Below are 23,081 nucleotides of genomic sequence, written 5' to 3'. Positions count from 1 at the left end.
CCTAAATTTTTCGGTTCCTAGAGCGAATGGCACTTACTTAAGCCCGTGGAGCGTGCCCATATTTTTGGACGCGCTCACGTGCGATGTGACGAGGCTCTTTCAGCCATGGGTAGGACTTCGGTCTTCGTTTGCGCATTCGTGGTTCGATGCGACCGGGGCGACTCCCAACGCAAGACTGCGTGATCAGGTTGAACAGGAGACTCTGGTTGTGAGTTGCCGTCAGACCTCTGGCCAGCCATTCAGTCCATAACTGCACCGTGTGTTTGAAACTCAGTGTTCTCGGGTCAGTGGCATGGTGACTGGCGGCCTGAGCCATCAGCAGCCGAATCACGTTGTAGGCCAGCAGATGGACCCAGATCTCCTTTTCGTTCATGTGGGCAGTCTGGCAATGCAGCACATCCATGCCCATCGTCGTCTTGATGTTACGTAGATCCAGTTCCACGTTCCAGCGCCTGGCGTACAACTGCGAGAGGTCCTGTTTGCTGGTCTTGCGTGCATCACGCATCGTGGTGACCAGCACCCGGTGATGCAGCCTGGACTCGCGCACCATCAGTTCATCGGGGAAGGCCTGGTACTGCTCATGCGTCATCCAGTCGGGACGCTGCCGGGGTTTGGGCCACGTCACAATGTGATCGCGCGTGCCCAGGGACCGGCCTCGCCGAAAGTCGGTGCGGCGTGCCCCATGCTGTTCCATCACGACGTCCACCCCGGCGGCGATCATTGAGGCCATCAGAAAGTAGTGGCAGTACAAGGCATCGGCGACGATCACGTCACCTTTGCGAAACGTGCCTTGCAGCATGCGAAACGCCGTCAGCTCCCCGCTGCCTTTGCCCGCGTAAGTTCCGACCGCCGACTCCAGTACTGCGCCGCTTGCCAGACAGATCACCGCAACCAGATAGGCCAATGGAAAGCCCACTCCTTCGGCCTGAGCACTGGACTGCGGGAAACGGGCCTGGTTCGACGGCGTATCGGGCATCGAGATCCCGGTGCCGTCAACCAGCTTGACCGGGCGCCCGCGCCACTTCCAGGCAGCCTCGGCCTGCTCATGCAGTTGGCGCCCCGTCTCGCGCGCCAACTCCCGCACCATCGTCAGCGGCAGTCTCTGGCGAGCGCGGCAGTAGCCTCCCGTACGCACACTCATGGGCCGCAGCCCGTCGGCAGCTCGCTGCGCCGCCCACCCGTTGACCGCCTTCTGACAGGAGGCGTCCTCTTCCAGCGCCTGGCGCATGAACATCGACAGTGTCACCGTCGGCGGATACAGCCGTTCCCGATGTTCTGGCAAATACGCTTCCGTTATGCCCAACAGCCCCGGGCTCGTCAGTATGTTGAAGTAGTCTACCGCCTGGGCCCTGCACGCCCGGCTTTGAACCCTGCTTCGTGTTTGCCTGTGATGACTTCGTGCATTACGATCCATGGGGGCTGATCTTTGGAATGAGACGGTGTTTGCCTGGTAACAACCATCGTATCAATCCCTGGATCAGCCCCCTCCCTTTCTCTTCAAGCACTTACCCGCGTCTTCTCCTCCATGTAGGCTTAAGTAAGTGCCATTCTTCCTAGAGCGTGTTAGGTACTTTTCATAATCGGTGCAGCATGAACGAGCATGAGCATGGCGAAGACGACGAAGTGCAGGCCTGCCAGGGTTTCGGGCAGGCGCTCGTAGTCGCGTGCCAACCGCCGGAAGCGGTTGAGCCAGCCGAAACTGCGCTCGACCACCCAGCGGCGGGGCAGCAGCACGAAGCCCTTCTTCGCCTCAGGCAGCTTGATGACCTGCAGCTCAATGCCTTCATCACGTGCGGCCTGTGCAGCAGTGTCGCCCGTATAGCCCTGGTCAGCAAACGCAAGTTTCACCGTCTGACCGGTGACGTGCTGAACCTGACGCGCAAGCTCGGCCACCTGCGCGCGCTCCTGCTCGTGGGCCGGCGTAATGTGCACCGCGAGCAGCATCCCCAGTGTGTCGACAGCCATGTGAACCTTGCTGCCCCGCTTGCGCTTGTAACCGTCGTAGCCCGCACGTGGCCCGCTTTCACACGTGGACTGCAATGTGCGTCCATCGAGAATGACCGCGCTGGGCTGGCCCTGACGCTGTTGCGCCACGCGCAGCACCGAGCGCAAATCGTTGACCATCGCCTCGAAACAACCCGCGTTCAGCCAGCGCTGCGTTTGCTGGTAGACCATTTCCCACGGCGGAAAGTTGGTCGGCAGCATGCGCCACGATGCACCCGCGCGCGCCATCCAACGAAGCGCGTTGAACATTTCGCGCAGTTCGTATCGGCGCTGCGGTGCATCTTCGTTCATCAAGGTCAGATACGGAGCGGCGAAGCTCCATTCCTCGTCCGAAACATCTGTCGGGTATGGCTTGCGTTCTATCATCCCGCCAGGTTACCAGGTCTGACAGAAAGTGCCTAACACGCTCTAAGGAGCAGGGCGCGATGGCAAACATGCGAAGTCTTGAGCCGGACGTGTTGCTTTTGACAGAAACTGTGCGCGACTACCCAGGTGTGGTCATCGTCGCCGGGAACGCTTGGCCGTTTCATTACAGCCTAGACTCGCTGCGACAAGCATTTTCTATATTGGGGCGGCGTGTCACAAATTTCGTCAGCACGCTGGCTGATAGGCAGGAAGAAGCGATTTTTGATTTCATGAAAGACCGCGCCGAGCCATACGTGGTCATTGCCTCCAAAGAGACTGAGTTTTCAGAACCCACCGACTTCCAACGTGTTGATTTTGATATGCAGCTCGGATTTAACGAATCAGCGCAATCAGCTCTGGTCTCGCACCTACGGGCAATTGGAGAGCCTGCAATCCGGGAGCTCTCGTACGACGACATGCTGCGTGCCACGGTTTCGGGGCATGCCCTTCGCCGTGCCAGACGAATGTTCTCGCTCATGCATGCGCGAGAAGACACTCTGTTTCAACAAAGCCTGCACGCCCTAGTCGGAAAGCGTTAAACAGGCGGGATAACTCAGAGCTTTCGTCCCCGGAGACATCCGTCGACCGGTTTGGCGTGAGATTCGTACATCGGGGCGAACTCTAGTGGCACTGGCCGCTGGGCAACTGGAATCGAAGCGGGAACGTGGAATGAAAGTCCGTGAACTGATTGAGCAGCTCGTCACAGCTGACCCTGACGCTGTAGTGGTTTACCTGGACTCGTACGCGGACGTCTACGAGTCCGATGAGATTCATGAAGCCTTCGTGGATTCTTACCTTTGGACTCATGAGACGGGATTGCGATACGGTGAATGGTACGACATCCGATACCCAAGCGGTCCCGAGCCAGTAGAGGGCGAGCGCCACGTAATAGCAGCCCAAAAGCCCGAGCACGTGGTCGTTCTGTCAGATGGGCCCACGAATCTCCGGTACGTGACGCGGTACCAGGTAAGTCAGCGTCAGCAGGAACTTGTTAATCGTGGTCTGCGTAGCCATAGATGGGCGCAGGCAATCAACAGATACGCGCCATCCCGCCTTGTTCGCAGGTGGTCGAACGAAAATCCGAATTTGTCCGACCGAGGTAGGCTTGCTCAACGCAAAAGACGGAGGTTTTTGGGTGTTTCCAAACCGAGCGGCCGTAGCCTGGTCACGGTGCCTCGTGCTGTCAGAAGTACGCTCAGGCTCAAGGCTGGAACTCGATTGTGCTGGTATCTCTCGGGCGACGGTTTCGTCTCTTTGAGAACCGGGCCTACCCATTTGCGAAATGGGACCACGCCATGACTATGCGCTATGAGAGAACGAGAGCACCGAGGGAGGTGCGAGGCCTGCTCCTGCAGCTATCTCGCTTGCCTTCTGAACTCAATGCCTGCGGTTTGCGAGAGTTAGCACTTCGCGTCATCAGACAGTACCCAGACGACGGAACCCTCCGATTGATTGCGGAGCAGACGATGTGCTGGCCCCAACGCGTTGGGAGAGATATCAAGTGATGCAGAGCTGTCGTTCACCTGTGTCTCCGCCGGTTGAAGAATTGCCTGAGAAAGGGCGCGACGCAGTGACACCAATGAGTAATTCCAGCCCCACATCGCCGATGAAAGTAAGCGGTCCTTGGTTTTACGTGTGCTACGGCTCGCGCGAGGGCCGGGGTATGGGGGACGGGTTTGTGGTGCAGACATATTCAGACCTGTACAAATTGCTGACTGAAGAAAGCGCCGATAAGACTGAGGCAGATGTGTATATCTGTTCGAAGGAAAAAGGGGGGCCAATGGCGTTCAGACGCGTCGTCGCATTGAGGCCGGTGCGAAGCCCGGACATGCACGCATTTGAGCTCGAAGCCGGGCAAGTTGTGCTGTGGGTAGATGGAAAAACGAGTGCCAAGGCTTATATTGAAATTGGTGGCCGCGTATCGTTGGTCGACTAGAAAGCATCGAGCTCAGGAGGGGCGAACATGCAGCTTGAAAGCGGCTTTAAATGCAATTATCGACTCGACGACTCCACAATCTTCGTACGGTGACCTGCAGCGAGCGGCCTTGAGGGCAGACGTTCAGGCGCCTGCCAATAGCCTTGGATGTAGATGTTGAGCGCTTCTATGACTGAGAGCAACGACAGGGTTGAAAAGACGAAAAGGGGCCGGGAGGTCCTGTTCTTGGATTTTGACGGGGTTATTCACTGCCTTGGCGCGGTAAGGACGCGACACGGTATTCGGAGCGCGTCTCCTTCAATCAATCTGTTCGAATTCGCCCCAGTTTTGTCTGAGCTCTTGGAGCCGCATGTTGGAGTGGAAATAGTTCTCTCAACATCGTGGGTACCTGCTCTTGGTTTTCAACGAGCGAGAGACGCGTTGCCTGCCACGCTTAGGAATCGAGTTGTCGGCGCAACGTATCACTCGAAATTTGCAGACGCGGGCAGGTGGTCGACGATTGAGCGCGGGACGCAGGTGCTACGCTATGTCTGGACACATCGTTTGACCAGATGGCTCGCGATTGACGATGACGTAAAGGGTTTCGGTGAGCACCTCTCACATGTCGTCCGATGTGATGAGAATTTGGGCCTCGGTGATATCGGCACCCGGAATGCGCTGCGCATTCGACTCGCTGAACAATTCGGATAGGCCGATTTTTTCGGAGCAGAACGATGCGAAAGGTTCTATTTATGGATATAGACGGCGTGCTGCATCGAGGCGGCGCTCGTCGTGCCGGCAACCGGGTGATAAGCAGTTCCCCAGAAATTGCATTGTTCGAATACGTTCCAGTGCTCGACGAATTGCTACTTCCTTATTCCGATGTAGAAATCGTGCTTTCAAGCGACTGGTCAGTCGTCCTCGGGACGGAATTTACGCGAAACGCGATTCCATCGTCACTAATTAAGGAGCGCATAGTCGGTGCGACGTTCGACGGTTGCGCATGCAATCCGCTGTTTTGGCCAGTTCTCTCACGCGGACAGCAAATTCTGGATTATGTCGAACGCAATGCGCCGCTCAAATGGTTAGCGGTCGATGACCGAAAGGACGGATTCGAAGCGCACCGGCACAAGCTTGTACATTGTCAAACTGATGCAGGGTTGGGCGACTGTGCTGTGGTCGAGCAATTCCGCGAGAGGCTACAGCAGTATTTCACGGACGGGCCCAGATATGACGCCGAGAACTAACGCGCGCAGGAAAGCAAAGACGCGTGGTGAAAGCACAGACTCGATATCTGAGAGCAGACCGAGCCGACGGGCTAAAAAGCAACTAGCCGTAGCAGTCGACCACGGCCTCGAACCTGTGATATATGAAATAACTCCGCGCCTCTACGTAGAGCTGATGACAACGTCCAGCGCGGAGCTTGGTCGCGCATTTAAGAGAGCTATTCGGGACGAACAATTTGAGCAGCGACCAAAGAGCAGGCCGAAGGCTAAGTCGTAGCCGTGGAGAACGTTGATGGAGATATGGAGGGGGAATGTCTATCTATCTTGAGATTGCTGGAGACGGCCCCGAAATCGTCTGGCTAAGCCACTGGTCGATACGCGAGTCTGCTGACGGTGCGAGGCATTTTGTAGGATACAGTCGGGAAACGCGTAATGGTCGCGTCAGCACAAAAGTACTTCATCTGGATAGCACTACACGTACGGCACAAACACTAAGCGGGCGAATCTACCAGCTTGTCGGCCCGAGCGGGTATCACGCCGATGCGGAATTCGTGTTTAACACGGTCGCGAAGGGTATCGGAGGCGGTAAGGCATGGCGGGATGCGACGGCAGAGCTGATTCCGGATTGTCGGGAGCGCAGCCGTGCTCCTGCCAACTATGACGAGGTGAAGCTCGATGCTGCCGCGCGGCTGCTCTGCCTTTCGCGTGCTTATTTGCGCTCACTGGTTCTTGACGGCAAAATTTCAGGTCGACTGGACGAAGACGGTGCTGTTCAATGGATACCGATTGTCGCTTTGACCGAGTACCGGCAGAGGATGCGCACCGAGCAGAAAGCGGCACTCGAGGCCCTCATGAGCGAATCTCAACGCCTAGGTCTCTATAACTATGACGCGGACCTTCCGCTGCGCTCTGCGTCTAGCGACGAGCCAAACGAATGACGAAGGGGCGAGGCGGTCTATTGTTGCTAGCACCAGATGCATGGACGGCCTATCTCACCATTCGCAGGAGAGTCGGATGAACGGTTTCAAGCTGGAATAACGAAGCCGGGATTGACCGCCCGCAGGATGCCGAAAGTCGCACGGACGAACCAAATAGTCAGGGCGAAACGCCGCCAAGCGACAGGGGTGCAAACCCGGAGTAGACAGAAAGTGGCTTCGCAAGCGGCGGCGCTTCAGGATAGTTCCTGAGAGTTCGCTCAGTACTTTGGCTCTTCGGACGAAGCGGGCCATCAACCGCGAATGAGAGACGCTATGTCTCACAATCGGGCTCCAACATAACTCTGGGTGGAGAACGAATTTCTCACACACCTCCGGGCGCGATTGCTCACGCCGGGCATTGTCTCGCTTCGGGCGGCGAGGAGCACTTCCGCGCATAGCGGCCGTGTGTCGTCTCATGTAGATAGAGTGCGAAAGTGAGGCTAAGCGAAGCCATAGTACGCGGCGCTTAGCGCAGCGTATTTCGTCTGGTCTATGCTTCGTCCGTCATCTCCCACCTTAGCGGTGGGGAGATAATCCTTTGCCGCGACAATTGCTTTCAATTGATTTTCCAGTTGTGCCGTAAAGTTTGTTTTGGTGAGAACACATCCGTCTTCGCAATCGAAGACAATGAGCAAAGGCTCATCAACCTCAATATGTGCGTCGAGAATGGTCTCTGCGTCAATTCCAATCAGGCCACCGTTCAGCATCAGGCATGGATAGTACCTGCCAAACCACGACGCAACGCCCGCACAAACGTCACGTGAACCGTTCATCAAATCACTCGTGCTCATGTCGCGCAGGCTAACGACAATACAATCCTGACCGTCACAGTGTGGAACAGATTCAAGCATTACCCATGCCGGTACGACAAACATATCGGCTTCCTCTTCTGTTAGAGATGTATGGTCCTCAATGTCACCGAGTACGCTTTCGTTTACTTCGTCGAAGGTTAACGTTTTTACTTCATAAGTCAGGGCTGTTCGATTGCTCATGTTTTGTAGACATCGGATTGAACGAGTTTTTGGGCTTGGGATTAACTTGCAGGCGCACCTAATCTGGCGGCAGCAACGTCTCGGCCGCAGAGGGTGCCTCACTGCATTCGCTACTAGGTTGCCGTTAGGGAGATGTGTGTAGTTGCAGTTTGAGAGGGAGGCGAGTTGACCTTTCTGTGCCAACAATTTCTTCGTTTTGGCGTCGTACTTGGCCTGATATCCTTGACGTGCGAGAGCTGTGGCGACACCTTCGGTATGAATCATGCAGTAGGTCGACTTTGTGCTAAGAGGAAAATTGCTAGTAATAGCCTCGCCAACTGCTCCCGAGCTAAGAGCTTCAATCGCTTGGTCACAAAAAATAGCTGATGATTGGACAGGTTTTACAGGGCGAAGGAGTGCGGCTTTGTCGATTCGACGCGTCAAGGGAATAACAAATAGGTGCGTGTTTTCACGGCTCAACGCTACCGAAGCCGACCCGTCGGTATTCCAACTGTTAACGGCGCTTGAGACGGCAGAGTCCGCTGGGTCGGCCAGCCACGACAAGATTGCGTCAGCAAGTTGAATTACGAATAGCAGCATCGGTGTACGAGAACCGTCTATAACCAATGTGGCAAACCTTGAACGGCGCGCGTTAGCGCAGCTTAGTGGGTCGAATTCGACGGGCTGTTCAAGAACAAACCCTCGAAATCGTGGGTTGGGGGAACCGTATTCAGCAGCAGGCAGAAGGAGTCCCAGCGGGACGTCGAAATTTTGGTATGGGTTGTAGATAGTCATTCGTTTGTATAAATAGTTCTAGTTGATTTCAAAGGGGTGATGTGAGATTAACTATTCGACTGATATAAATCAACGGTTAAAATGAATTTCCGTTGATTTTTTTAAAAAATATAAGCATTTGGATTTTGTGTTTATATATTTAAATATAAGGACTTGGTGGAGCGATGAAGTTAATGCTGGGATACGAGCCTGTGTCGGTGTGGTCACGAGCGGTCGCAGTTCGCTCTTGCATGCAACACTAGGCTGAGAAAGATTCATCCGGAAACATCGACGCCCGTGCAATGGAATGCGATGTCCGAGGTTATCAACCAGCGGTTATTTGATGACGCCCGGACTACGGGCATGTCTTATCTAGGGTGGCAGCGTAATCGCGTTTTCCGCAACGTCATTGGTGGGTGGTCAGACGGGCCGTCGGCAACACGGAATCGGCTGTCAGGCTAAAGGCCACGTCCAGTCGAGTCTCGAGTGCAATCGAAACGAACTTCTTGTCCGCCTCGGAGAAGGGATTTGGCGTAGCACGGGCGCAGTTCGGGGCAATGGATGTCGATGACCGAGCCATTGAAATCTACGGGGTATCGGTAAGTTTCGTTGAAAATTGGATTTGTGCCGAACAGCGCAGCTTGAGTGCGATGCCTCTCCCGGATAGTCTAGAAATTGCACCGCGTCTTCGAGCAGTCCCCAATTCTCTCCGCCTGCTTCCAAGCCGGCTGGTTCCCACTGCATCGAGAATCTCCTGCGCGAAATCCAGCCGGCCGAGTGCGCGCTGAACGCTCACGGTAGGGGAATGACTTTCATGAGGAACGACTCTCATCTTCAGCTTGGAATTCAGCGAAGAATGCACCCGGGTCACGGAAGTTGCCCGCCCGAATGTTTTTTTTAATCTAGAGCGAGAATTTTCAGAAGCGCGAGCGCTTGTTGCTGGTCCTCATAGGACTGCGCGTCCTGAACAACGACACAAGCCACGCCGTTCTGGGTGATGAGGATGGGCTCGCCAGTCTCGGTGACGATTTTCACCATCTCGGCCGTATGGCTCTTCAGGTAGCTGACGGGCTTGATTAGGCGGGGTTTCACAGGCGTCTCTCCTGACCAAGGTCTTAATTTGATATCAATCTAGACTGAGTTGACCTGCAGCCTCGCACAGTCGCGCATCGTCCCGCCATGCGTAAATATCTTAGAAAGAAAAGGACCCGCAATCCCTGGTACGTGCCGGGGAGCCTCTCAGTCGCGCAGGCATCGGGGATGGGTACACATATCAGGCTACCGACTAGAGTAACGACGGAATGCCATTTTTGGTCGTGGAAGGCGGCCATGGTGCCGATGAAATGGATGACTGAGTAGTAAGATTGACTCTCTTTTCCGCCGTCGGTGCGGTCCCATCTGTAGTTCCGAAATAAGTCCAAAACAGTTACGTTGATACCCGCTGGCGAATCCATGGCTGGAATCGAACCAAGTTTGTGGCAAGCCCTCAGTGCTGCCTTGCGTTCAACAACAACCAAATATGTCGCCTCGAAGGTCCCGCGAGAATGCGAGCAAACGCAGCCCGGCACTGCGTGCACGTGTAGTGCTCCTCTCGCCGGGAATCTTCAACCGTACCGACGCCGTTGAGCACAAGATTTTGATGAGGCGGTTCTGCCGCCGGTTTGCCATGAAGGTCGGCGCACTCCGCGCAAGGTTGTATCCAAAGGTCCATGCTTGGATTGTCGGAAAGCGGGAGCCTGTCATGCAGCGAGACGGTGCGCGTAGTACGGCCGGTTCCTGTCATCAAGTATCGCGTACATGTCCTGCAAGTTCGATGCATCCGGGCTAAGCCAGGCGTCATGTGCTGGGGTTGATAGGGATGATGTGCCAATCATAACCACGTCCATGCGAAGTCTTTGAAAGAATGGCGAGGTGTATCTCACTGTCTCTTCAGGGAGACCACGGCTGGCATAGCGGCCAAATTCGCAGCGTCGTGAGGTGAGCGGTGTTTCCTAAAACCGCTCCACCCATGGTCGGAGTTCCACCTCCCACGTCCACGCACTGCGGTGCTGACGATGAACGTGCAGGTATTCCCACGCTATTGCGTCAGGGTTCAACCATTTGTCGTCCGTGCCGCCATCGTCTGATTGTGCCCAGCTACTGGCAATGCCGCCGTCAATCACAAAATGCGCAACGTGGATATTCCTTGGGGCAAGCTCTCGCGCCATACACTGGGCCATTCCCCGCAGGGCGAATTTTCCCATGGCAAACGGTGTCGAACCGGCTAGCCCTTTCACACTTGCCGTAGCACCGGTCAGCAGGATGGTGCCGTGGCCGCGGGCCAGCATGCGCACGGCTGCGGCTTGCGCGACGAGAAAGCCGCCGAATGCGGTGACCCTAAGGGCGGCTTCAAGTCTCTCTGCCTCGATGGCTTCAACTGCCGCGCGATAGCGGCCACTCGCGTTGTAGACAACGAGGTCGGGGACGCCAAAGACGCGCTCTACCTGGTCAAAGAGTGCTGCAACCTCGTCCGGGCGACTGGCGTCGCAGCCCACAGCCACTCCACGCGTCTCGTCGACCAGGTCGGCGAGCTTGCTCGTGTCGCGTGCGGCGAGCGCAACCTGCATACCTTCCGCCGCAAACAGGCGAGCAAGGGAGGCGCTCAATCCCTTTCCTGCACCCACAATCAGCGCTGTCTCGGTTCGATTCACGGTTCCTCCGAATTCAACAGGGACTAGAGTAGCTACGTATGCCGTGCCGTCAGTCCGTTTCCGCACATCCTAACTATTTAGCGGAGGGGATTGCGGGATGGACGCTTCGTCATATTGTCCGCCGGCAACATGCCCGGCAAGGCCTCCACAAAGAAATCTGCCTGCAATGCAGCCCCAGCCTGCACGTCGTACTGTGCAAAGTCGCGCACACCGGCTGCCAGCAGAACCTCGTCGTCGAGGAAGAAATTTCCCGAACACTCCCTGGCTTGGCGCGTCAGGATATAGTGGGCCGCGTCGGCAACTATCTCAGGCTTGCGACACGCTGCAATCATGTCCTTACCACCAATCTCATTTCGCACAGCCGCGGTCGCGATAGCTGTTCGAGGCCACAGCGAATTGACTGCGACACCTCGGTCTTTGAACTCCCCGGCAAGCGCTAATGTGAACAGGCTCATTGTGTATTTTGCAATGGTGTATGCCGGAAAGTCGCCAAACCATTTTGCGTCGTGGACCAACGGAGGTGATAGCGTGAGGATGTGCGGGTTCGGCGAATTGAGGAGATGCGGCAGGCACGCTTGCGCGCACACGAACGTGCCTCTGCCATTGACCCCATGCATCAGGTCGTACCGTTTGACGGGTGTGTCTAGCGTGCCAGTCAGTCGAATGGCGCTGGCATTGTTCACGAGGATATCGATGCCACCGAACAACTCAACGGTCTCGGCAACCGCGGCTTTCACGCGTTCTTCGTCGCGAATATCCACAACAAGCGGGAGCGCCTTGCCGCCAGCAGCTTCAACAACTGCAGCCGCCGTGTGAATCATACCCTCGAGACGTGGGTCTGGGTCGGCGGTCTTTGCGGCAATCGCGACATTCGCGCCGTCGCGTGCGGCTCTGAGTGCAATCGCGAGTCCGATGCCGCGACTGCCACCAGACATGAATATGGTCTTGCCGGCAAGGGTCATGGTTGTCTCCTGAACACTCCCTGTAGCATACGCTGCTGCCGTCATCACGCCGTTGCCGATGTAGACGTTACTCGTGAAGGGGATGGCGTACGTTACTCATCTCGTTGTGAGCCGCAGTCGCTGAACTCCTCGTTCGCGCGTGGCTTCCTTCGCTTGAGGTTTGTATCGTGCAACTGGCGACCTTGCCAAGCGCAAGCTGCTGCCAGCACCCTATGAGGCGCATCGCGCAGACTCGGTGCCCGCGGCAGGAGTAAGTATTGGCGTGGTACGCAGACGACTTGACGCCAGTGCTAACTGCGACTGGCAGCGACCCTGCAGATTGGTGAGCGAGTCCAGGTCGCCGACGACTTTCTGACTGCGTCGTATTCATCGTGAAAGCCTACATGACCGGCGGGGGGCTGCCGGCCAGAATGTGCATTTCAGTTTTACCTGGTTTGGCAAGCCACCCGTACAGTCCCAGCCGCTCGCTCTTGCCCTGTACCCGCCAGCAGTGAGCGGGACAGGAGAACTGTATGAAACGCGCCAGCCTTTTACTGGCAGCGGGCACTACTGCCCTGTTTTTGCCGGCATAACATCGTCGTCCGGCGACATACTGTGCATGCCTGTATCGGTCGAGCCAGTGTTCTTTGTCATTTTGCCCGGTCTCGCGTTCCACGGGCTCGAGACAGGCTCGCTGTGGTATGTCATCCCTGCTGTTGCGGCACCGTGAGCACCGCCGCCCCCACTTCCACCGTTCCCATTCCCTCCACCTTGCGCAAACGTCGCGCTCGAGGCGCAGAGCGAGACGACAGCGACGCACGCCAGCACGACTTTCCGCGTTACCTTTTCCATCACATTTCTCCTGCGATTTCGGCGCGTGCTGTAGCAGCGTCGAAGTTTCATGCGCCGCTAACGGCTGACCGTTGGATGACTGATTGCGCAGCGGCGAAACGCAAGCAGCCGCTCGGGCCAGAACAGGGCAGACAGTTGCCTTATCCGGACGCCAGGCATGCAGGTAAGTCGTGGTTTGGCGCCGAAAATGACAGAGCCGGGCTGGATTCGAACATTTGACCGTGCGCGCCGGTCCTGCTACTTCGGCATCGGTATCTTGTCGACCATCATGACTACGCCGTTACCCTGGATGGCGTCGTAGGCCGAGATGTCTGCCGTGTGCCCCCGCAGCGTCCAATAGCACGATGTTGTGTGGTCCGTCCGTCCGAGGACGTGAGCGTCTCGCCGTTCACGGTTTTAAGTTCCACCTCGCCGTCACCTTCCCTGATGGGCTGGTCGGGCAACTAAAAATCGTAACGCCCCGGGATAACGGGACAGGGAAGGATACAGGTCAGCATCGGCTTGTTTTCTGGTTTGATAAGGTTGTCGACCGTGGCCGGCGGCAATGCTGCAAATGCTTCATTGGTTGGTGCGAAAACGATAAGGCGCGCAACACGCTTGTGCGTACCCACGAGGCCTGCTGCCTTAACTGCGACGACGGGCGTGGTGTGTTCCGTCGAATTCATCGCGATGTCCACAATGTCTTCAACGGGATACGTCGCCTGACCGCCCGCCGTGACGGTATCGCTAGCCGCGAAAACCCGGACCCTGCGGCTGACAACACGGCAGCAACGAGAAAAGCAGTGTGCTTCATGAGAGGTTTCCTCATGACGCGACGCCGGATTGCGCTGCGTTGACTGCATATACGGGGGCCTCGGGTAGCTGGATGCGGGGGATGACAGGTGTGTCGCTGCTTCCGATGGCAGTGCGAGCGACCAGGCGCGACTGTCGCCCCTGATTTGCCGATTGTCGATTCCGCTGTCAATCATGACCTTAGCGTTCTATAACATAAACGCAGCAGCGGTCTTATTGGTCAATGGGCGTACAACGTCCTGTCACCGGCGCACTCATTGCGCATACTTCTGCCCCGCCCGGTACCAGCCTCGCGTCATTACCCAGGTAGTCATCGAATAAGTCCGGCTTTGGGCACAAACGGTGCAACAAGCCAACTTCGCATTTGCTCGGCTAAACGGCGTCGGAGACGACGCTGTACGGCATTTGGTAAAGCGAAAGCAGGAATCAGCAAGGAGCGAGAAAAGGCCTAATGCAACCCTCGCGTGCTCGTGGGGATGCCAATCCCCTTGTTATTCCGGAGTCGTGTTATTCGCAACACGTTGACGACAAAGAGGTGACGAGATGAAAGTGCAACTTTTAGCTGTAGTCAGTGCGGTATCCCTGCTCGCTGCGACCGGCGCCGCCCACTCGCAGCAAATGCAACCGTCGGGCACAACTGACCCGTCGTCTGCCCAGCAGCCCATGACAACTGCCCAGCCGGCCACGACTATGGACCGCACCCCTGACCTGGGATACGGACCCCAGCCCGGCGGAAGCAGCGGCAGCGGCAAAGCCAGAAACGGTGCCGCGTGCACGGTGGGCCTGTCCTGCGATATCTATCAGGGCAGCTAGCCACGCAGACCCGAAGTGGGCTCCGCACGTCCGAAAATCCCGTGTCGATTTCGAGTTCGGAGCACGCGAATAGCGAATCTCATGCGTGGAAAACTCAACGTAGATTAAAGGAGCCAACGTGAAATCATCACTGATGGTCGCTTCTGCTGCAGGGTTGTTTGTCATGGCCGGGTTTGCGCATTCGCAAGGCGCGCCCCAAGCCCCTCAACCCGCCCCACAGGAAAACGCCGCGACTCAAGCCACCGACCCCAGTGCGGGGATGGAGGCATATGGCGGTATGCCCGATACGAGGGTACAAAGCGGCGTAAAACACAGCAGGCCCTGCAGGGTGGACCCACAATGCAACGTTTTTTTCGGGGGCAGCTAAAAACAAACTGACGGCGCGCGAGCCAACAACGGAAGCACCAGGCGCCCGCGCCGAGATGGGGGCCGACGTCCTTGGTGGGGCTGGCCCGGTCCCCTTTCATTCTTTAAGGTTCGGGGACGCCTGATTCGGGAAGCCTCTGGACATGCGAAGCGCGCCGGCTTCAAGAGCGAGCGGAATGGAGGTCACTACGAGAGTTTGGGCACTCGGGCGCCTTGAGTCCGAAATAGACGCCGCGAATTGCATGCGTCAGGACGTAGACCTCGACTCGGACCGAGTCCCAGTGACTTGTCGACATGTCGCATCTGCTTGGCGGTTTGCAAACGGTGAGCAGGAATTTTTGCTGACCAAAATTGTGCCCGTACCCCTCACTGGGCTCCGTCAGTCGGCATGTTTCGAGTTGCCCGTCGGCCCAAGCAGCGGTCGTTCGACTACGTTGCTCTGCCGCGCTGCGTTTCCCGGTGCGTGACGTTGTCCGCCAGCAACCGTTGCATTGTGGCCAGTAGCATTTGCCCATCTACAGGCTTGCGAAGAAACCCATCGTAGCTGACGAAGGCTGGTGGGCTGGGCTCCCCCGAAACCAGAATGAATGTGACGTCAGCTAAACCGGGACGTGTTCGCAAACGGTGACAGAGTTCGCTTCCCGACATCACCGGCATGCGCCAGTCGGCAACCACTATGTCGACAGGGGACTCGATGAACATCTTCAATGCCGCCTGGCCGTCGCTCGCGCTTCTTACTTCAAATCCGTCCGCGGCACAGATTGCGCCCCACGCGGCCAAAGCCTCCGCATCATCGTCTACCAGCAGTACGCTTGTCATGACCAATCGCAAGAGTCGCTACATGTTGTTTGGCAACTCGATGCAGGCCAAAGTTCACGGGGCCATTCATCGACGCCGCATATTCGTCGCGCTCGCGTCGTTCGAGAGAATGCGTGTCATGGGAGCATGAAACGGAGGCATCGATGTGCTACTCGGCTCAGATTCTGGTTGACTACCGAAAATTCGTGCGCACCTTCGGCGCCATCACGGACATTAGCGAATTTGCGCGGCTGTTTTTCGAGCGCACCGAAGGCATAAGCAGCGCGAAGATACCCAAGGCGATGGAAGATGCGTTCGCTGAGCCGCAAACTGACGCCGAAGGCGCCATCAAGGCCCTTATCGACAAGTTCAACGAGCAACAGACTTCGAAGCTCGAACAGGACCTCTTCAAACGGCGAAAAAGGCTGGCGTCTCCGGTCGCACTGCGGTAGCGCGCTCCTTTCTGCGTTGATTGGTCGCTCGCAATTGCAGGCGTAAGGTTGTCCGGCTTGATGCCAATCGCCTTAATCCGGCGACAAAGATAAGCAACTATGCTATCTCGCTTTCTTTCATCCATGACAGGCTGACGGTGTGGGACACGCAACAATTCGGAAAAAAAGCTGGATAGCATATGCCGACGGAACCGGCTTTTTGATGGCTGCGAGGCACCTGAAGCAGGCAGCCAGTCCCTAAGCGGTGCGTTACAGCGACTCAAGGGCGTCGAGTCGCACTTGCGCAATCTCGCCTGGATGTTGGCCGCGGTATGCATCGAAGAGCTGTGAGCATAGCTGGGCGAGCGAATAAAGGCCTACGGCCTGGTCTGCGTGGTCGACCTCGCCTGCGCTGAGAATGTCGTCGAGAACCGGGGCGAGACGGCGTAGTCGCACGAACGTGGCTGCCTCAAGTTTCACATTGAACCTCCTGTGGTCAGGCGGTGGAGAGCACCCTGAGACCGCCTGTGTTCTGGGGATGCTTTAGCGAGTCCGAGTCCAACATACATTAACTCCAGCGCGTGTCAGGCGCCTGTGCGGGCTTTGACCAGCTCGCTGGCGAGAATCATTGCGTCTCTGTTAAGTGGTATGACTCGTCCGCGGACTCGGGGACGGTAGACCGAGTCGCCCAGATTGATATGCTTGCCGGATAGGGCGCAACACCCTGACGCGCGAGCGAGACACGCCGCCCAGACCTGCTCTTCGTAGTTGCAAAGGGTCGCGTCACGCCAGCGCAGCACGAAGAGATAATTGGACAGTTCCTCAACGACGGTCACAGTGAAGGGTCGCACGTCGCCGCAGCCCGTCTGCCGCGGACGGAACGGCTCGCCCGTGGAGCGGCGGCGGCCGGACAGGTCCGGAGCAGTTCGCATCGGGTTTGGCGGGGAAGAAAATCGATGGATGGCTGCGAGCGTCGATGTCCAGGGGTCCATGCCATTCGGCGACGAAGTGCCGTAAGCGGACTTTGACTGGGCGAGCCCGCCCGGCCGGTGCGGCGACGGATAGTGGGCTGAAGGCAGCGCGGGGACAATAGACGTACGATTGGAGCCACTCTCTGACAGGATGTTGGAGCCCGTATTCGGTTCAGCGTTCAACATCGTGTTCCTCCCTTTAGCACTGTTTCCAGCGGCTGCGCTTTCTTCGAAAATGCGGTACTCCTCGATGGAGGCAGGAATGGCTTTCCATTGGCGGCATATCGAAGTGACCAGTCACGGCGATTGGGCCTTACTGTGACTGTGCAGTCGAAGCAGTTCGAGCAGGCGCGGGGCCGCGACTGGCTTTCTGAGAAATGCCGCCACCTGCAGGTGGGCCGGTGGTGTCGCCACCGCTGAGTTTAAAAGGACAGGAATAGTTGCGAAGTCCGGCTCGGCCGCGAGCGCACCTATGAGGGTGGGCCCGTCCATGACCGGCATCATGAAATCCGAAACCACGATGTCAGGGCGCCTTCGGCGTGCTGCCTGCAGTGCCTCATCCCCGTTCAACGCAGTCATTACCTCGTAACCTTCTCCGCAAATCAACGTTTCAAGCGCCTGAAGCAGGCTCATGTCGTCATCGACCAGTAACACCATCACCATGACCCGCCCCCGAAGCGGTGGTCTTTCACTTCGTCTGTTTGCCGGCAACAGCTATTCCGCTGCTCGCACGCGTTGAAAGCAGTCCGTTGGACGGGAGCGTTCTCGCGGCAGCTGACGTCGCCGACAGCACAGTCTGCGCTTCCGTCTTCATCAGGTGCGCATGCTTGCCCAGTGGGAGCAGCCTGACTCGCGCGCCTTACCGCGACAAGCGATGGCCGACATTCCGACGCTGACTTTCCGGCTGCGAGCATTTTCTGTTCAAACGCCCCTAGCAGAAACTCTGGGACCGCGTCGCTTAGCGCCTGCGACAGACGGTCGAGCGTCTGTTTTCTTCCGTCGTCGAGAGCGGCTGTCAACAGCGCCGCGAGTTCCTCCGTCAGTGCGGTGGCAATGGGCGCGAGCTGTGTTTTGAGGTCTTCGCGTAGAGTCGGAATTCCCGATGGGGTGATGCTCCTCAATGCAGACTTGCGCTTTGCGGCCATTGGTGGCTCACCAAGGTCTTTCGGTAGCGTGCATCCGCGCGGTGCGTCAGTGCCGGAAGCCGTTGAAATGTCAACGACCTGCACAACAGAGTTTCACGGTACGTGGCTAGAGGTCGAATAGTCCCTGACTTGCGGCTACTGGATGCATATTGCGGAGAGGTCGACGGTACGGCGATAGATGTTCCTGTCAAGCCACGGCACGAACGTGTACTCCGCATACGCGTTACTGCCGATATATATCCAGTTGTGCAAAACAGCTGACACGATGAATCCTTGAAGACGTTAAAAAAACGAACGGGTCGGGCCACCCCAAAAGGCGATGTTGTGGTCGGGCCGAACCGCGAGCTTTGCACTGTCATAACGGCAACGCTGTCTCGATGAGAGAAGAGTAGGTTTTGCCGAACGGAAAATCTACTATGCGGTCGGATATGTCGATACCGCGTTGGCGTTACCTGGTTATACGGGCGTATAACTTCGCTTAGGAGTTTTAACGAGCGGTGCCGAACCGTGCATAGTCCAGTCCCGCCTTGACCCTGAAGGCGATGTTGTCGCCGCGGTTAGAGCGTGTTAGGAACTTTGCATAATCGGTGCAGCATGAACGAGCATAAGCATGGCGAAGACGACGAAGTGCAGGCCTGCCAGCGTTTCAGGCAAGCGCTCGTAATCGCGTGCAAGGCGCCTGAATCGGTTGAGCCAGCCAAAGCTGCGCTCGACCACCCAGCGACGGGGCAGCAGCACGAAGCCCTTCTTCGCCTCAGACAGTTTGATGACCTGCAGCTCAATGCCTTCTTCGCGTGCGGCCTGCGCAGCCGTGTCGCCCGTATAGCCCTGGTCAGCGAATGCAACTTTCACCGTCTGACCGGTTTCGCGCTGAACCTGACGCACGAGCTCGCCCACCTGGGCGCGCTCCTGCTCGTTGGCCGGTGTAATATGCACCGCGAGCAGCAGGCCGAGCGTGTCGACAGCCATGTGGACTTTGCTGCCTCGCTTGCGCTTGTAACCGTCGTAGCCCGCACGCGGGCCGCTTTCACACGTGGACTGCAATGTGCGTCCATCCAGGATGACCGCACTGGGCTGGCCTTGCCGTTCCTGAGCCACGCGCAACACCGAGCGCAAATCGTTCACCATCGCCTCGAAGCAACCCGCGTTCAGCCAGCGTTGCGTTTGCTGGTAGACCAGTTCCCACGGCGGGAAGTTGGTCGGCAGCATACGCCAGGACGCGCCGGCGCGCGCCATCCAGCGCAGCGCGTTGAACATCTCGCGCAGTTCGTATCGGCGCTGCGGTGCATCTTCGCTCATCAAGCTCAGGTACGGAGCGGCGAAGCTCCATTCCTCGTCCGAAACATCCGTTGGGTATGGCTTGCGTTCTGTCATGCCGCCAGGTTACCAGGTCTGACACAAAGTGCCTAACACGCTCTAAGGACTCGGGGTCTGGTATTCGCGACGAAAAGCTTCCGCGACCTTCGAACCGTTCTTCACGACTTGCATTTCCGGCAGGGCGATGGGTCTGCGATTTCCAGTTCAATTCATGCAGCCCATGGTGGGCAAATCTGGGCCCCCAGTTGTTCTTAAGGCGGCGCAACATTCTCATTCAGCCTCTCGCCCGCCCTGACACAGGAGGTGGATGCGAAGGCGGATATAAGCGCTGCGCGCGGGTTGCGTCTAGAAGGATGCGAAGCGCCACAACGGCTCACATTGATACTGCGTATCTGCTGGAGCTGTCTGTAGGAAGCATCACATGTGGCCATGCATGCTGTATCCGGCGTCGCGGCAGGCACGTATTGAGGAGCTCAAGGAAAATTTTCTGGCAAGACATGGAAGCGCCGACCTAAAACGTTTTCTCCTGGCATTAGCGGTAAAACTCGATGCACGTGCAAACAGTGAGGGCGCCGTTGCGGTTCGACATTACGCAAAGTATGGAGCAGCTCCAGAAGCTCCCGTCGGCTCTGCACTCGCGCTCGCGACAAGAGGACACTGCGTACAGCATCACGCTAATCGCGGCCGCCGCAATTTCATCTACCTGGACCCTGCTTCTGCGGCGAAAGGTCAGAAAGCTTTTCGCCCCGTGCCTGTGACGCCTCCCGGATGGATGCGGCAATTTCCGCACCGAATAAGAAAACGACGGCAGAGAAATATAGCCACATCATCAGCACGGCAAGAGAGCCTGCCGCACCGAACGAGTTTGCGGTGCCGGCATGGGCGAGATAAAACGCGAAGAGATGCCTCCCAGCCGTAAAAAGCACCGATGCAGTCACACCGCCGATAAGCGCATGACGAAAATGCACCTTTGCATCCGGCAGCCACTTGATAAGGGCAGCAAACCCAATCGCGAGTATCACCAGCCCGAAGACTGATTCACCTACCGCCGCGAGCACAACCAAACTGGAGTCACCAAAAATCGCATGGCCGGCAAACTGTATGGCCGCGTCCAAGACAAGGGACACGACCAGCAGGAAACCCAGTCCCATGACCATCCCGAAGGAAATCAGACGCGCGCGCAGCAGGAGCGCTAGTCCGGCGATACCTTTAGGCGACTCTGCGCCAAACACGACATCCAGAGCGGTGTTGAGCGACGAAAACGTCGCCGAAGCACCGACAGCCAGAAGGACAATAGACAGTGCAGCGGCGATGCCACTTCCGCTTGCCCTATGTGCGTGTTCGACGAGAGATTGCATTGCGCTCGCAGCATCGTTGCCAAGAACGCCCTTGACCTGGTCAAAGAGCCGCCCTTTGGCTGCGTCCGGCCCGAAGAACCATCCGGCGACGGCAAGTACGATGAGGAGGGTTGGGGCAAGCGAAAAGGCGGAAAAGAAGCCGATGCTCGCGGCCATCATTGACGAACGGTCATCCAAGAATTTGCTGATGGCGGTCCGCGCGATGGCCATCACGGTTAGCTTGCGCTGGACGGCTTGATTTTTTACCTGACGCAACATACGGAACCTCGCGCGCTAAACCTGCGGGGAAGCCTGAAAAAGAGAGCCTGGCTAACTGGCTGCTCCGGCTCGCGCAGCCAGTCAGCGGTTTGTGCATATCACTCTCTTTATCGCGCTAGCAGCATCCCGATAATGATGCCGCCGAGCGCTGCAAAGGCAATGGACTTCCATGGACTCTCGTGCGCAAATTCGTCGGTCGAGGCGGAGACGGTCCGGTATCCGCTTGACACGGCTGCTTGCGCGCTGGTGAACGCACTCTTCGCCACCTCGAGCGCGGGTCTGGAGACGTCGGCCGCAGTTCCAGACTCTGTACCCCCGAAGCGCGCTACCGGCGCTGAAGTACCGACGACAGGTGGTTGCGCGAGCACGACTGGCCCGTCCAGCGGCTCAACCTCCGTGGGCGCGGTTGGAGACGGCGCATTACCAAGCGCCGAGCTTGATGTGTCGGTGCGACGTCTCGCGGCGGTGCGAATTCGGTCGGCGTGTTTGCGTTGCTTGCATTTGTGCTCATGACGGTCTCCCCTTGTTGCCTGTCAAAGCTCCCGCGAACGCTGTCCACTGCGGCCTGCGGTCCAGGTGTCGAACGCGACTGGCGCGTCATGTGCCCCGTAGACCGCTGCGGCAGTTTCCTGGGCGTCGACACATGTTCTCGCCTGTATGCGATTACTGCGGATTAGGCTCGTCCTCGTCGGCTTCTTCGCCGTCCTCTGACTCAATCCGGGTTGTTCCACCTGTCGCAGGTGGGTCACTGCCGGGGAAGCTCTCTTCAACAGCCTTGTCAACATCCTCCTCGGACTTGTCACTTGCGGGGTTCTTCTGCTTCGGGCTGGTGGCCATTTCAGTCTCCGGTTGGGTGGAATGAATTGATACAGCAAGGTGTATTCCGCAAATCAGGGTGAGCGCAATTTTCTCGACAGTTTTCGTCTGAGGTCTGCTTGTCTGGACGAGCACATGGCGCGAGCGCACATCGGCAATCAGGAAGAAGAGGACGAGCGGTATGACCAGATGAAGCTGGTCATGGAGTAAGCCGCCACGGGCGGCTCTCGGTTTTATGGGCGCCTTTGAGGCGCTCACAATCTCAAGCGACCGGCTTTGCCGGTGGTATTTGACTACCGCGCCCATCGCGGGCGGAGTGGCGACGATTTACGCCGCCACTGATGAGTACCCTCACTCTTTCGGCTCTGCCTCTTCGTATCCCGAACCCAGGTCGGCACCGGTGGTTGGGTCGTAAGCGTCATTTGAAGGCCGTATCGACGTCGACGTTGAGAGTGTCCAAAGTGATGCCCATCACTTCGAGTAGTGGGGACCACTTTGATGACAGAGATCGACTGTGCCGGGAGCCGCAAGGGGCGGCCGAATTACGCGCCTCAATTCAGGCGTGAAGTTGCGATGGCAGCGTGCGAGCCGGGCATCTCGGTGGCAAAGCTCGCGCAGTCGCACGGTCTGAATCCGAACATGGTGTTCAAGTGGCGCAGGCAGTACCGTGCTGGTCTGCTGGACAACAGGACGGTGAGCGAGACGGCAGTGTTCGTTCCGGTGGCGATGTCGCCGGATGATTCGATGGCGGTTTCGTCGCTACCGGTGCCGACAGCGCAATTGCCATTGCGCGCACAGGAAGCCGCGACTTCAGGTATCGAGATCGAGCTCAATGGCGCACGCGTGCGAGTGAGCGGGAAGGTAGACCCAGCCCAGCTGCGACTGGTGCTGCATTGCCTGAGGCCGGCATGATCGCGCTGCCGACCGGCACCCGCATCTGGCTCGCCGCAGGCGTCACCGACATGCGCCGTGGCATGGATGGTCTGGCTGCACTGGCGCAGGTGGCCCTTGAGCAAGACCCGTTCTCGGGCCACGTGTTTGCCTTCCGTGGTCGCCGGGGCGATCTGGTGAAACTGCTGTGGTGGAGTGGCGATGGAATGAACCTGTACGTCAAGCGCCTGGAGCGAGGCCGTTTTATCTGGCCGCAGGCCGACGCGGGATGCATCCATCTGTCGGCGGCACAACTGTCGATGCTGCTCGAAGGCATCGACTGGCGACGCCCCGAACGGACGTGGAAGCCCACATGCGCCGCGTAAATTTG

The 23,081-nt window shown here is 57.6% G+C and carries 24 protein-coding genes and 1 pseudogene; 10 read left to right on the top strand and 15 right to left on the bottom strand.

Annotated features, from left to right (window positions below; all coding sequences use genetic code 11):
- Positions 1 to 37: 37 nt before the first annotated feature.
- Positions 38 to 1,414 carry an IS4 family transposase gene (locus OKW38_RS14040; RefSeq protein WP_429361960.1) on the bottom strand — a complete coding sequence of 459 codons (1,377 nt, stop codon included), beginning with the start codon at positions 1,412 to 1,414 and terminating at the stop codon, positions 38 to 40.
- Positions 1,415 to 1,563: 149 nt separating this feature from the next.
- Positions 1,564 to 2,367, bottom strand: coding sequence for an IS5 family transposase (locus tag OKW38_RS14035; protein ID WP_429363759.1), 804 nt, complete (start codon positions 2,365 to 2,367; stop codon positions 1,564 to 1,566).
- A 62-nt stretch (positions 2,368 to 2,429) separates the two neighbouring features.
- Between OKW38_RS14035 and OKW38_RS14030 the strand changes: the two genes are divergently transcribed.
- From OKW38_RS14030 to OKW38_RS14005, 6 genes are all read left to right on the top strand, one after another.
- Positions 2,430 to 2,948, top strand: a complete 519-nt coding sequence (locus tag OKW38_RS14030; protein ID WP_429361958.1) for a hypothetical protein — start codon at positions 2,430 to 2,432, stop codon at positions 2,946 to 2,948.
- A 756-nt stretch (positions 2,949 to 3,704) separates the two neighbouring features.
- Entirely contained in the window at positions 3,705 to 3,914 is a 210-nt protein-coding gene (locus tag OKW38_RS14025) for a BPSL0761 family protein (RefSeq protein ID WP_429361956.1), read from the top strand.
- A 74-nt stretch (positions 3,915 to 3,988) separates the two neighbouring features.
- On the top strand, positions 3,989 to 4,345 hold the full coding sequence (locus OKW38_RS14020) for a hypothetical protein (RefSeq protein ID WP_429361955.1): 357 nt from the start codon (positions 3,989 to 3,991) through the stop codon (positions 4,343 to 4,345).
- 153 nt (positions 4,346 to 4,498) lie between these two features.
- Entirely contained in the window at positions 4,499 to 5,035 is a 537-nt protein-coding gene (locus OKW38_RS14015) for an HAD domain-containing protein (protein ID WP_429361954.1), read from the top strand.
- Between the two features lie 23 nt (positions 5,036 to 5,058).
- Entirely contained in the window at positions 5,059 to 5,571 is a 513-nt protein-coding gene (locus OKW38_RS14010) for an HAD domain-containing protein (RefSeq protein WP_429361952.1), read from the top strand.
- Between the two features lie 290 nt (positions 5,572 to 5,861).
- Positions 5,862 to 6,488, top strand: coding sequence for a hypothetical protein (locus OKW38_RS14005; protein WP_429361950.1), 627 nt, complete (start codon positions 5,862 to 5,864; stop codon positions 6,486 to 6,488).
- A gap of 479 nt (positions 6,489 to 6,967) precedes the next feature.
- Here OKW38_RS14005 and OKW38_RS14000 read toward each other — a convergent pair whose 3' ends face one another.
- The 4 genes from OKW38_RS14000 to OKW38_RS13985 form a co-directional block, all read right to left on the bottom strand.
- The gene (locus tag OKW38_RS14000) at positions 6,968 to 7,519 is read right to left on the bottom strand and encodes a hypothetical protein (RefSeq protein WP_429361948.1); all 552 of its coding nucleotides are present in this window, start codon (positions 7,517 to 7,519) and stop codon (positions 6,968 to 6,970) included.
- A gap of 1,650 nt (positions 7,520 to 9,169) precedes the next feature.
- A complete protein-coding gene (locus OKW38_RS13995) occupies positions 9,170 to 9,364 on the bottom strand; it encodes a type II toxin-antitoxin system Phd/YefM family antitoxin (protein ID WP_429361946.1) in 195 nt (64 codons plus the stop codon).
- 899 nt (positions 9,365 to 10,263) lie between these two features.
- Entirely contained in the window at positions 10,264 to 10,962 is a 699-nt protein-coding gene (locus OKW38_RS13990) for an SDR family NAD(P)-dependent oxidoreductase (RefSeq protein ID WP_429361944.1), read from the bottom strand.
- Between the two features lie 77 nt (positions 10,963 to 11,039).
- Positions 11,040 to 11,924 carry an SDR family oxidoreductase gene (locus OKW38_RS13985; protein ID WP_429361942.1) on the bottom strand — a complete coding sequence of 295 codons (885 nt, stop codon included), beginning with the start codon at positions 11,922 to 11,924 and terminating at the stop codon, positions 11,040 to 11,042.
- A 160-nt stretch (positions 11,925 to 12,084) separates the two neighbouring features.
- On the opposite strand from OKW38_RS13985, the gene OKW38_RS13980 reads away from it, so the two are divergent.
- The gene (locus OKW38_RS13980; protein ID WP_429361941.1) at positions 12,085 to 12,279 is read left to right on the top strand and encodes a hypothetical protein; all 195 of its coding nucleotides are present in this window, start codon (positions 12,085 to 12,087) and stop codon (positions 12,277 to 12,279) included.
- A gap of 919 nt (positions 12,280 to 13,198) precedes the next feature.
- Here OKW38_RS13980 and OKW38_RS13975 read toward each other — a convergent pair.
- Positions 13,199 to 13,597: a fasciclin domain-containing protein gene (locus OKW38_RS13975; protein WP_429361939.1), complete on the bottom strand. Its 399-nt coding sequence runs from the start codon at positions 13,595 to 13,597 to the stop codon at positions 13,199 to 13,201.
- A 1,558-nt stretch (positions 13,598 to 15,155) separates the two neighbouring features.
- Entirely contained in the window at positions 15,156 to 15,545 is a 390-nt protein-coding gene (locus OKW38_RS13970; RefSeq protein WP_429361937.1) for a response regulator, read from the bottom strand.
- A 143-nt stretch (positions 15,546 to 15,688) separates the two neighbouring features.
- Between OKW38_RS13970 and OKW38_RS13965 the strand changes: the two are divergent.
- Positions 15,689 to 15,955: pseudogene (locus OKW38_RS13965) on the top strand (SOS response-associated peptidase family protein); the annotation flags it as partial.
- Between the two features lie 270 nt (positions 15,956 to 16,225).
- Here OKW38_RS13965 and OKW38_RS13960 read toward each other — a convergent pair.
- The 7 genes from OKW38_RS13960 to OKW38_RS13930 all read right to left on the bottom strand — a co-directional run bounded on the left by OKW38_RS13960 (position 16,226) and on the right by OKW38_RS13930 (position 22,126).
- Positions 16,226 to 16,435, bottom strand: coding sequence for a hypothetical protein (locus tag OKW38_RS13960; RefSeq protein ID WP_429361935.1), 210 nt, complete (start codon positions 16,433 to 16,435; stop codon positions 16,226 to 16,228).
- Between the two features lie 104 nt (positions 16,436 to 16,539).
- Positions 16,540 to 17,112, bottom strand: coding sequence for a DUF3331 domain-containing protein (locus OKW38_RS13955; RefSeq protein WP_429361933.1), 573 nt, complete (start codon positions 17,110 to 17,112; stop codon positions 16,540 to 16,542).
- Positions 17,113 to 17,223: 111 nt separating this feature from the next.
- Complete coding sequence (locus tag OKW38_RS13950; protein ID WP_429361931.1) at positions 17,224 to 17,589, bottom strand: response regulator; 366 nt, start codon at positions 17,587 to 17,589, stop codon at positions 17,224 to 17,226.
- Between the two features lie 1,049 nt (positions 17,590 to 18,638).
- On the bottom strand, positions 18,639 to 19,445 hold the full coding sequence (locus tag OKW38_RS13945; RefSeq protein ID WP_429361929.1) for an IS5 family transposase: 807 nt from the start codon (positions 19,443 to 19,445) through the stop codon (positions 18,639 to 18,641).
- 638 nt (positions 19,446 to 20,083) lie between these two features.
- Positions 20,084 to 20,956: a YihY/virulence factor BrkB family protein gene (locus tag OKW38_RS13940; RefSeq protein ID WP_429363757.1), complete on the bottom strand. Its 873-nt coding sequence runs from the start codon at positions 20,954 to 20,956 to the stop codon at positions 20,084 to 20,086.
- A 155-nt stretch (positions 20,957 to 21,111) separates the two neighbouring features.
- Positions 21,112 to 21,234, bottom strand: a complete 123-nt coding sequence (locus OKW38_RS13935; protein ID WP_429363755.1) for a glycine zipper domain-containing protein — start codon at positions 21,232 to 21,234, stop codon at positions 21,112 to 21,114.
- A gap of 433 nt (positions 21,235 to 21,667) precedes the next feature.
- Positions 21,668 to 22,126, bottom strand: a complete 459-nt coding sequence (locus OKW38_RS13930) for a hypothetical protein (protein ID WP_429361927.1) — start codon at positions 22,124 to 22,126, stop codon at positions 21,668 to 21,670.
- A gap of 192 nt (positions 22,127 to 22,318) precedes the next feature.
- Between OKW38_RS13930 and tnpA the strand changes: the two genes are divergently transcribed.
- Both tnpA and tnpB read left to right on the top strand, forming a co-directional pair.
- Positions 22,319 to 22,732, top strand: coding sequence for an IS66-like element accessory protein TnpA (gene tnpA / locus OKW38_RS13925; RefSeq protein WP_090801995.1), 414 nt, complete (start codon positions 22,319 to 22,321; stop codon positions 22,730 to 22,732).
- A complete protein-coding gene (gene tnpB / locus OKW38_RS13920; RefSeq protein WP_090801994.1) occupies positions 22,729 to 23,076 on the top strand; it encodes an IS66 family insertion sequence element accessory protein TnpB in 348 nt (115 codons plus the stop codon). Before tnpA ends, tnpB begins: the two co-directional genes overlap by 4 nt.
- Positions 23,077 to 23,081 lie beyond the last annotated feature (5 nt).

The sequence above is a fragment of the Paraburkholderia sp. MM5496-R1 genome (assembly GCF_050436205.1).
Taxonomy (GTDB): Bacteria; Pseudomonadota; Gammaproteobacteria; order Burkholderiales; family Burkholderiaceae; genus Paraburkholderia; species Paraburkholderia tuberum.
Note: the sequence above shows the minus strand (reverse complement) of the source record. Positions and strands in the feature narration are given on the sequence as shown.

Coding starts and splice junctions, on each gene's coding strand:
- OKW38_RS14040 (WP_429361960.1), bottom strand. CDS start 1,414: ATGGATCGTAATGCACGAAGTCATCACAGGCAAACACGAAGCAGGGTT.
- OKW38_RS14030 (WP_429361958.1), top strand. CDS start 2,430: ATGGCAAACATGCGAAGTCTTGAGCCGGACGTGTTGCTTTTGACAGAA.
- OKW38_RS14025 (WP_429361956.1), top strand. CDS start 3,705: ATGACTATGCGCTATGAGAGAACGAGAGCACCGAGGGAGGTGCGAGGC.
- OKW38_RS14020 (WP_429361955.1), top strand. CDS start 3,989: ATGAGTAATTCCAGCCCCACATCGCCGATGAAAGTAAGCGGTCCTTGG.
- OKW38_RS14015 (WP_429361954.1), top strand. CDS start 4,499: ATGTTGAGCGCTTCTATGACTGAGAGCAACGACAGGGTTGAAAAGACG.
- OKW38_RS14010 (WP_429361952.1), top strand. CDS start 5,059: ATGCGAAAGGTTCTATTTATGGATATAGACGGCGTGCTGCATCGAGGC.
- OKW38_RS14005 (WP_429361950.1), top strand. CDS start 5,862: ATGTCTATCTATCTTGAGATTGCTGGAGACGGCCCCGAAATCGTCTGG.
- OKW38_RS14000 (WP_429361948.1), bottom strand. CDS start 7,519: ATGAGCAATCGAACAGCCCTGACTTATGAAGTAAAAACGTTAACCTTC.
- OKW38_RS13985 (WP_429361942.1), bottom strand. CDS start 11,924: ATGACCCTTGCCGGCAAGACCATATTCATGTCTGGTGGCAGTCGCGGC.
- OKW38_RS13975 (WP_429361939.1), bottom strand. CDS start 13,597: ATGCAGTCAACGCAGCGCAATCCGGCGTCGCGTCATGAGGAAACCTCT.
- OKW38_RS13970 (WP_429361937.1), bottom strand. CDS start 15,545: ATGACAAGCGTACTGCTGGTAGACGATGATGCGGAGGCTTTGGCCGCG.
- OKW38_RS13955 (WP_429361933.1), bottom strand. CDS start 17,112: ATGTTGAACGCTGAACCGAATACGGGCTCCAACATCCTGTCAGAGAGT.
- OKW38_RS13950 (WP_429361931.1), bottom strand. CDS start 17,589: ATGGTGATGGTGTTACTGGTCGATGACGACATGAGCCTGCTTCAGGCG.
- OKW38_RS13945 (WP_429361929.1), bottom strand. CDS start 19,445: ATGACAGAACGCAAGCCATACCCAACGGATGTTTCGGACGAGGAATGG.
- OKW38_RS13940 (WP_429363757.1), bottom strand. CDS start 20,956: ATGGCCATCGCGCGGACCGCCATCAGCAAATTCTTGGATGACCGTTCG.
- OKW38_RS13930 (WP_429361927.1), bottom strand. CDS start 22,126: ATGGGCGCGGTAGTCAAATACCACCGGCAAAGCCGGTCGCTTGAGATT.
- tnpA (WP_090801995.1), top strand. CDS start 22,319: ATGACAGAGATCGACTGTGCCGGGAGCCGCAAGGGGCGGCCGAATTAC.
- tnpB (WP_090801994.1), top strand. CDS start 22,729: ATGATCGCGCTGCCGACCGGCACCCGCATCTGGCTCGCCGCAGGCGTC.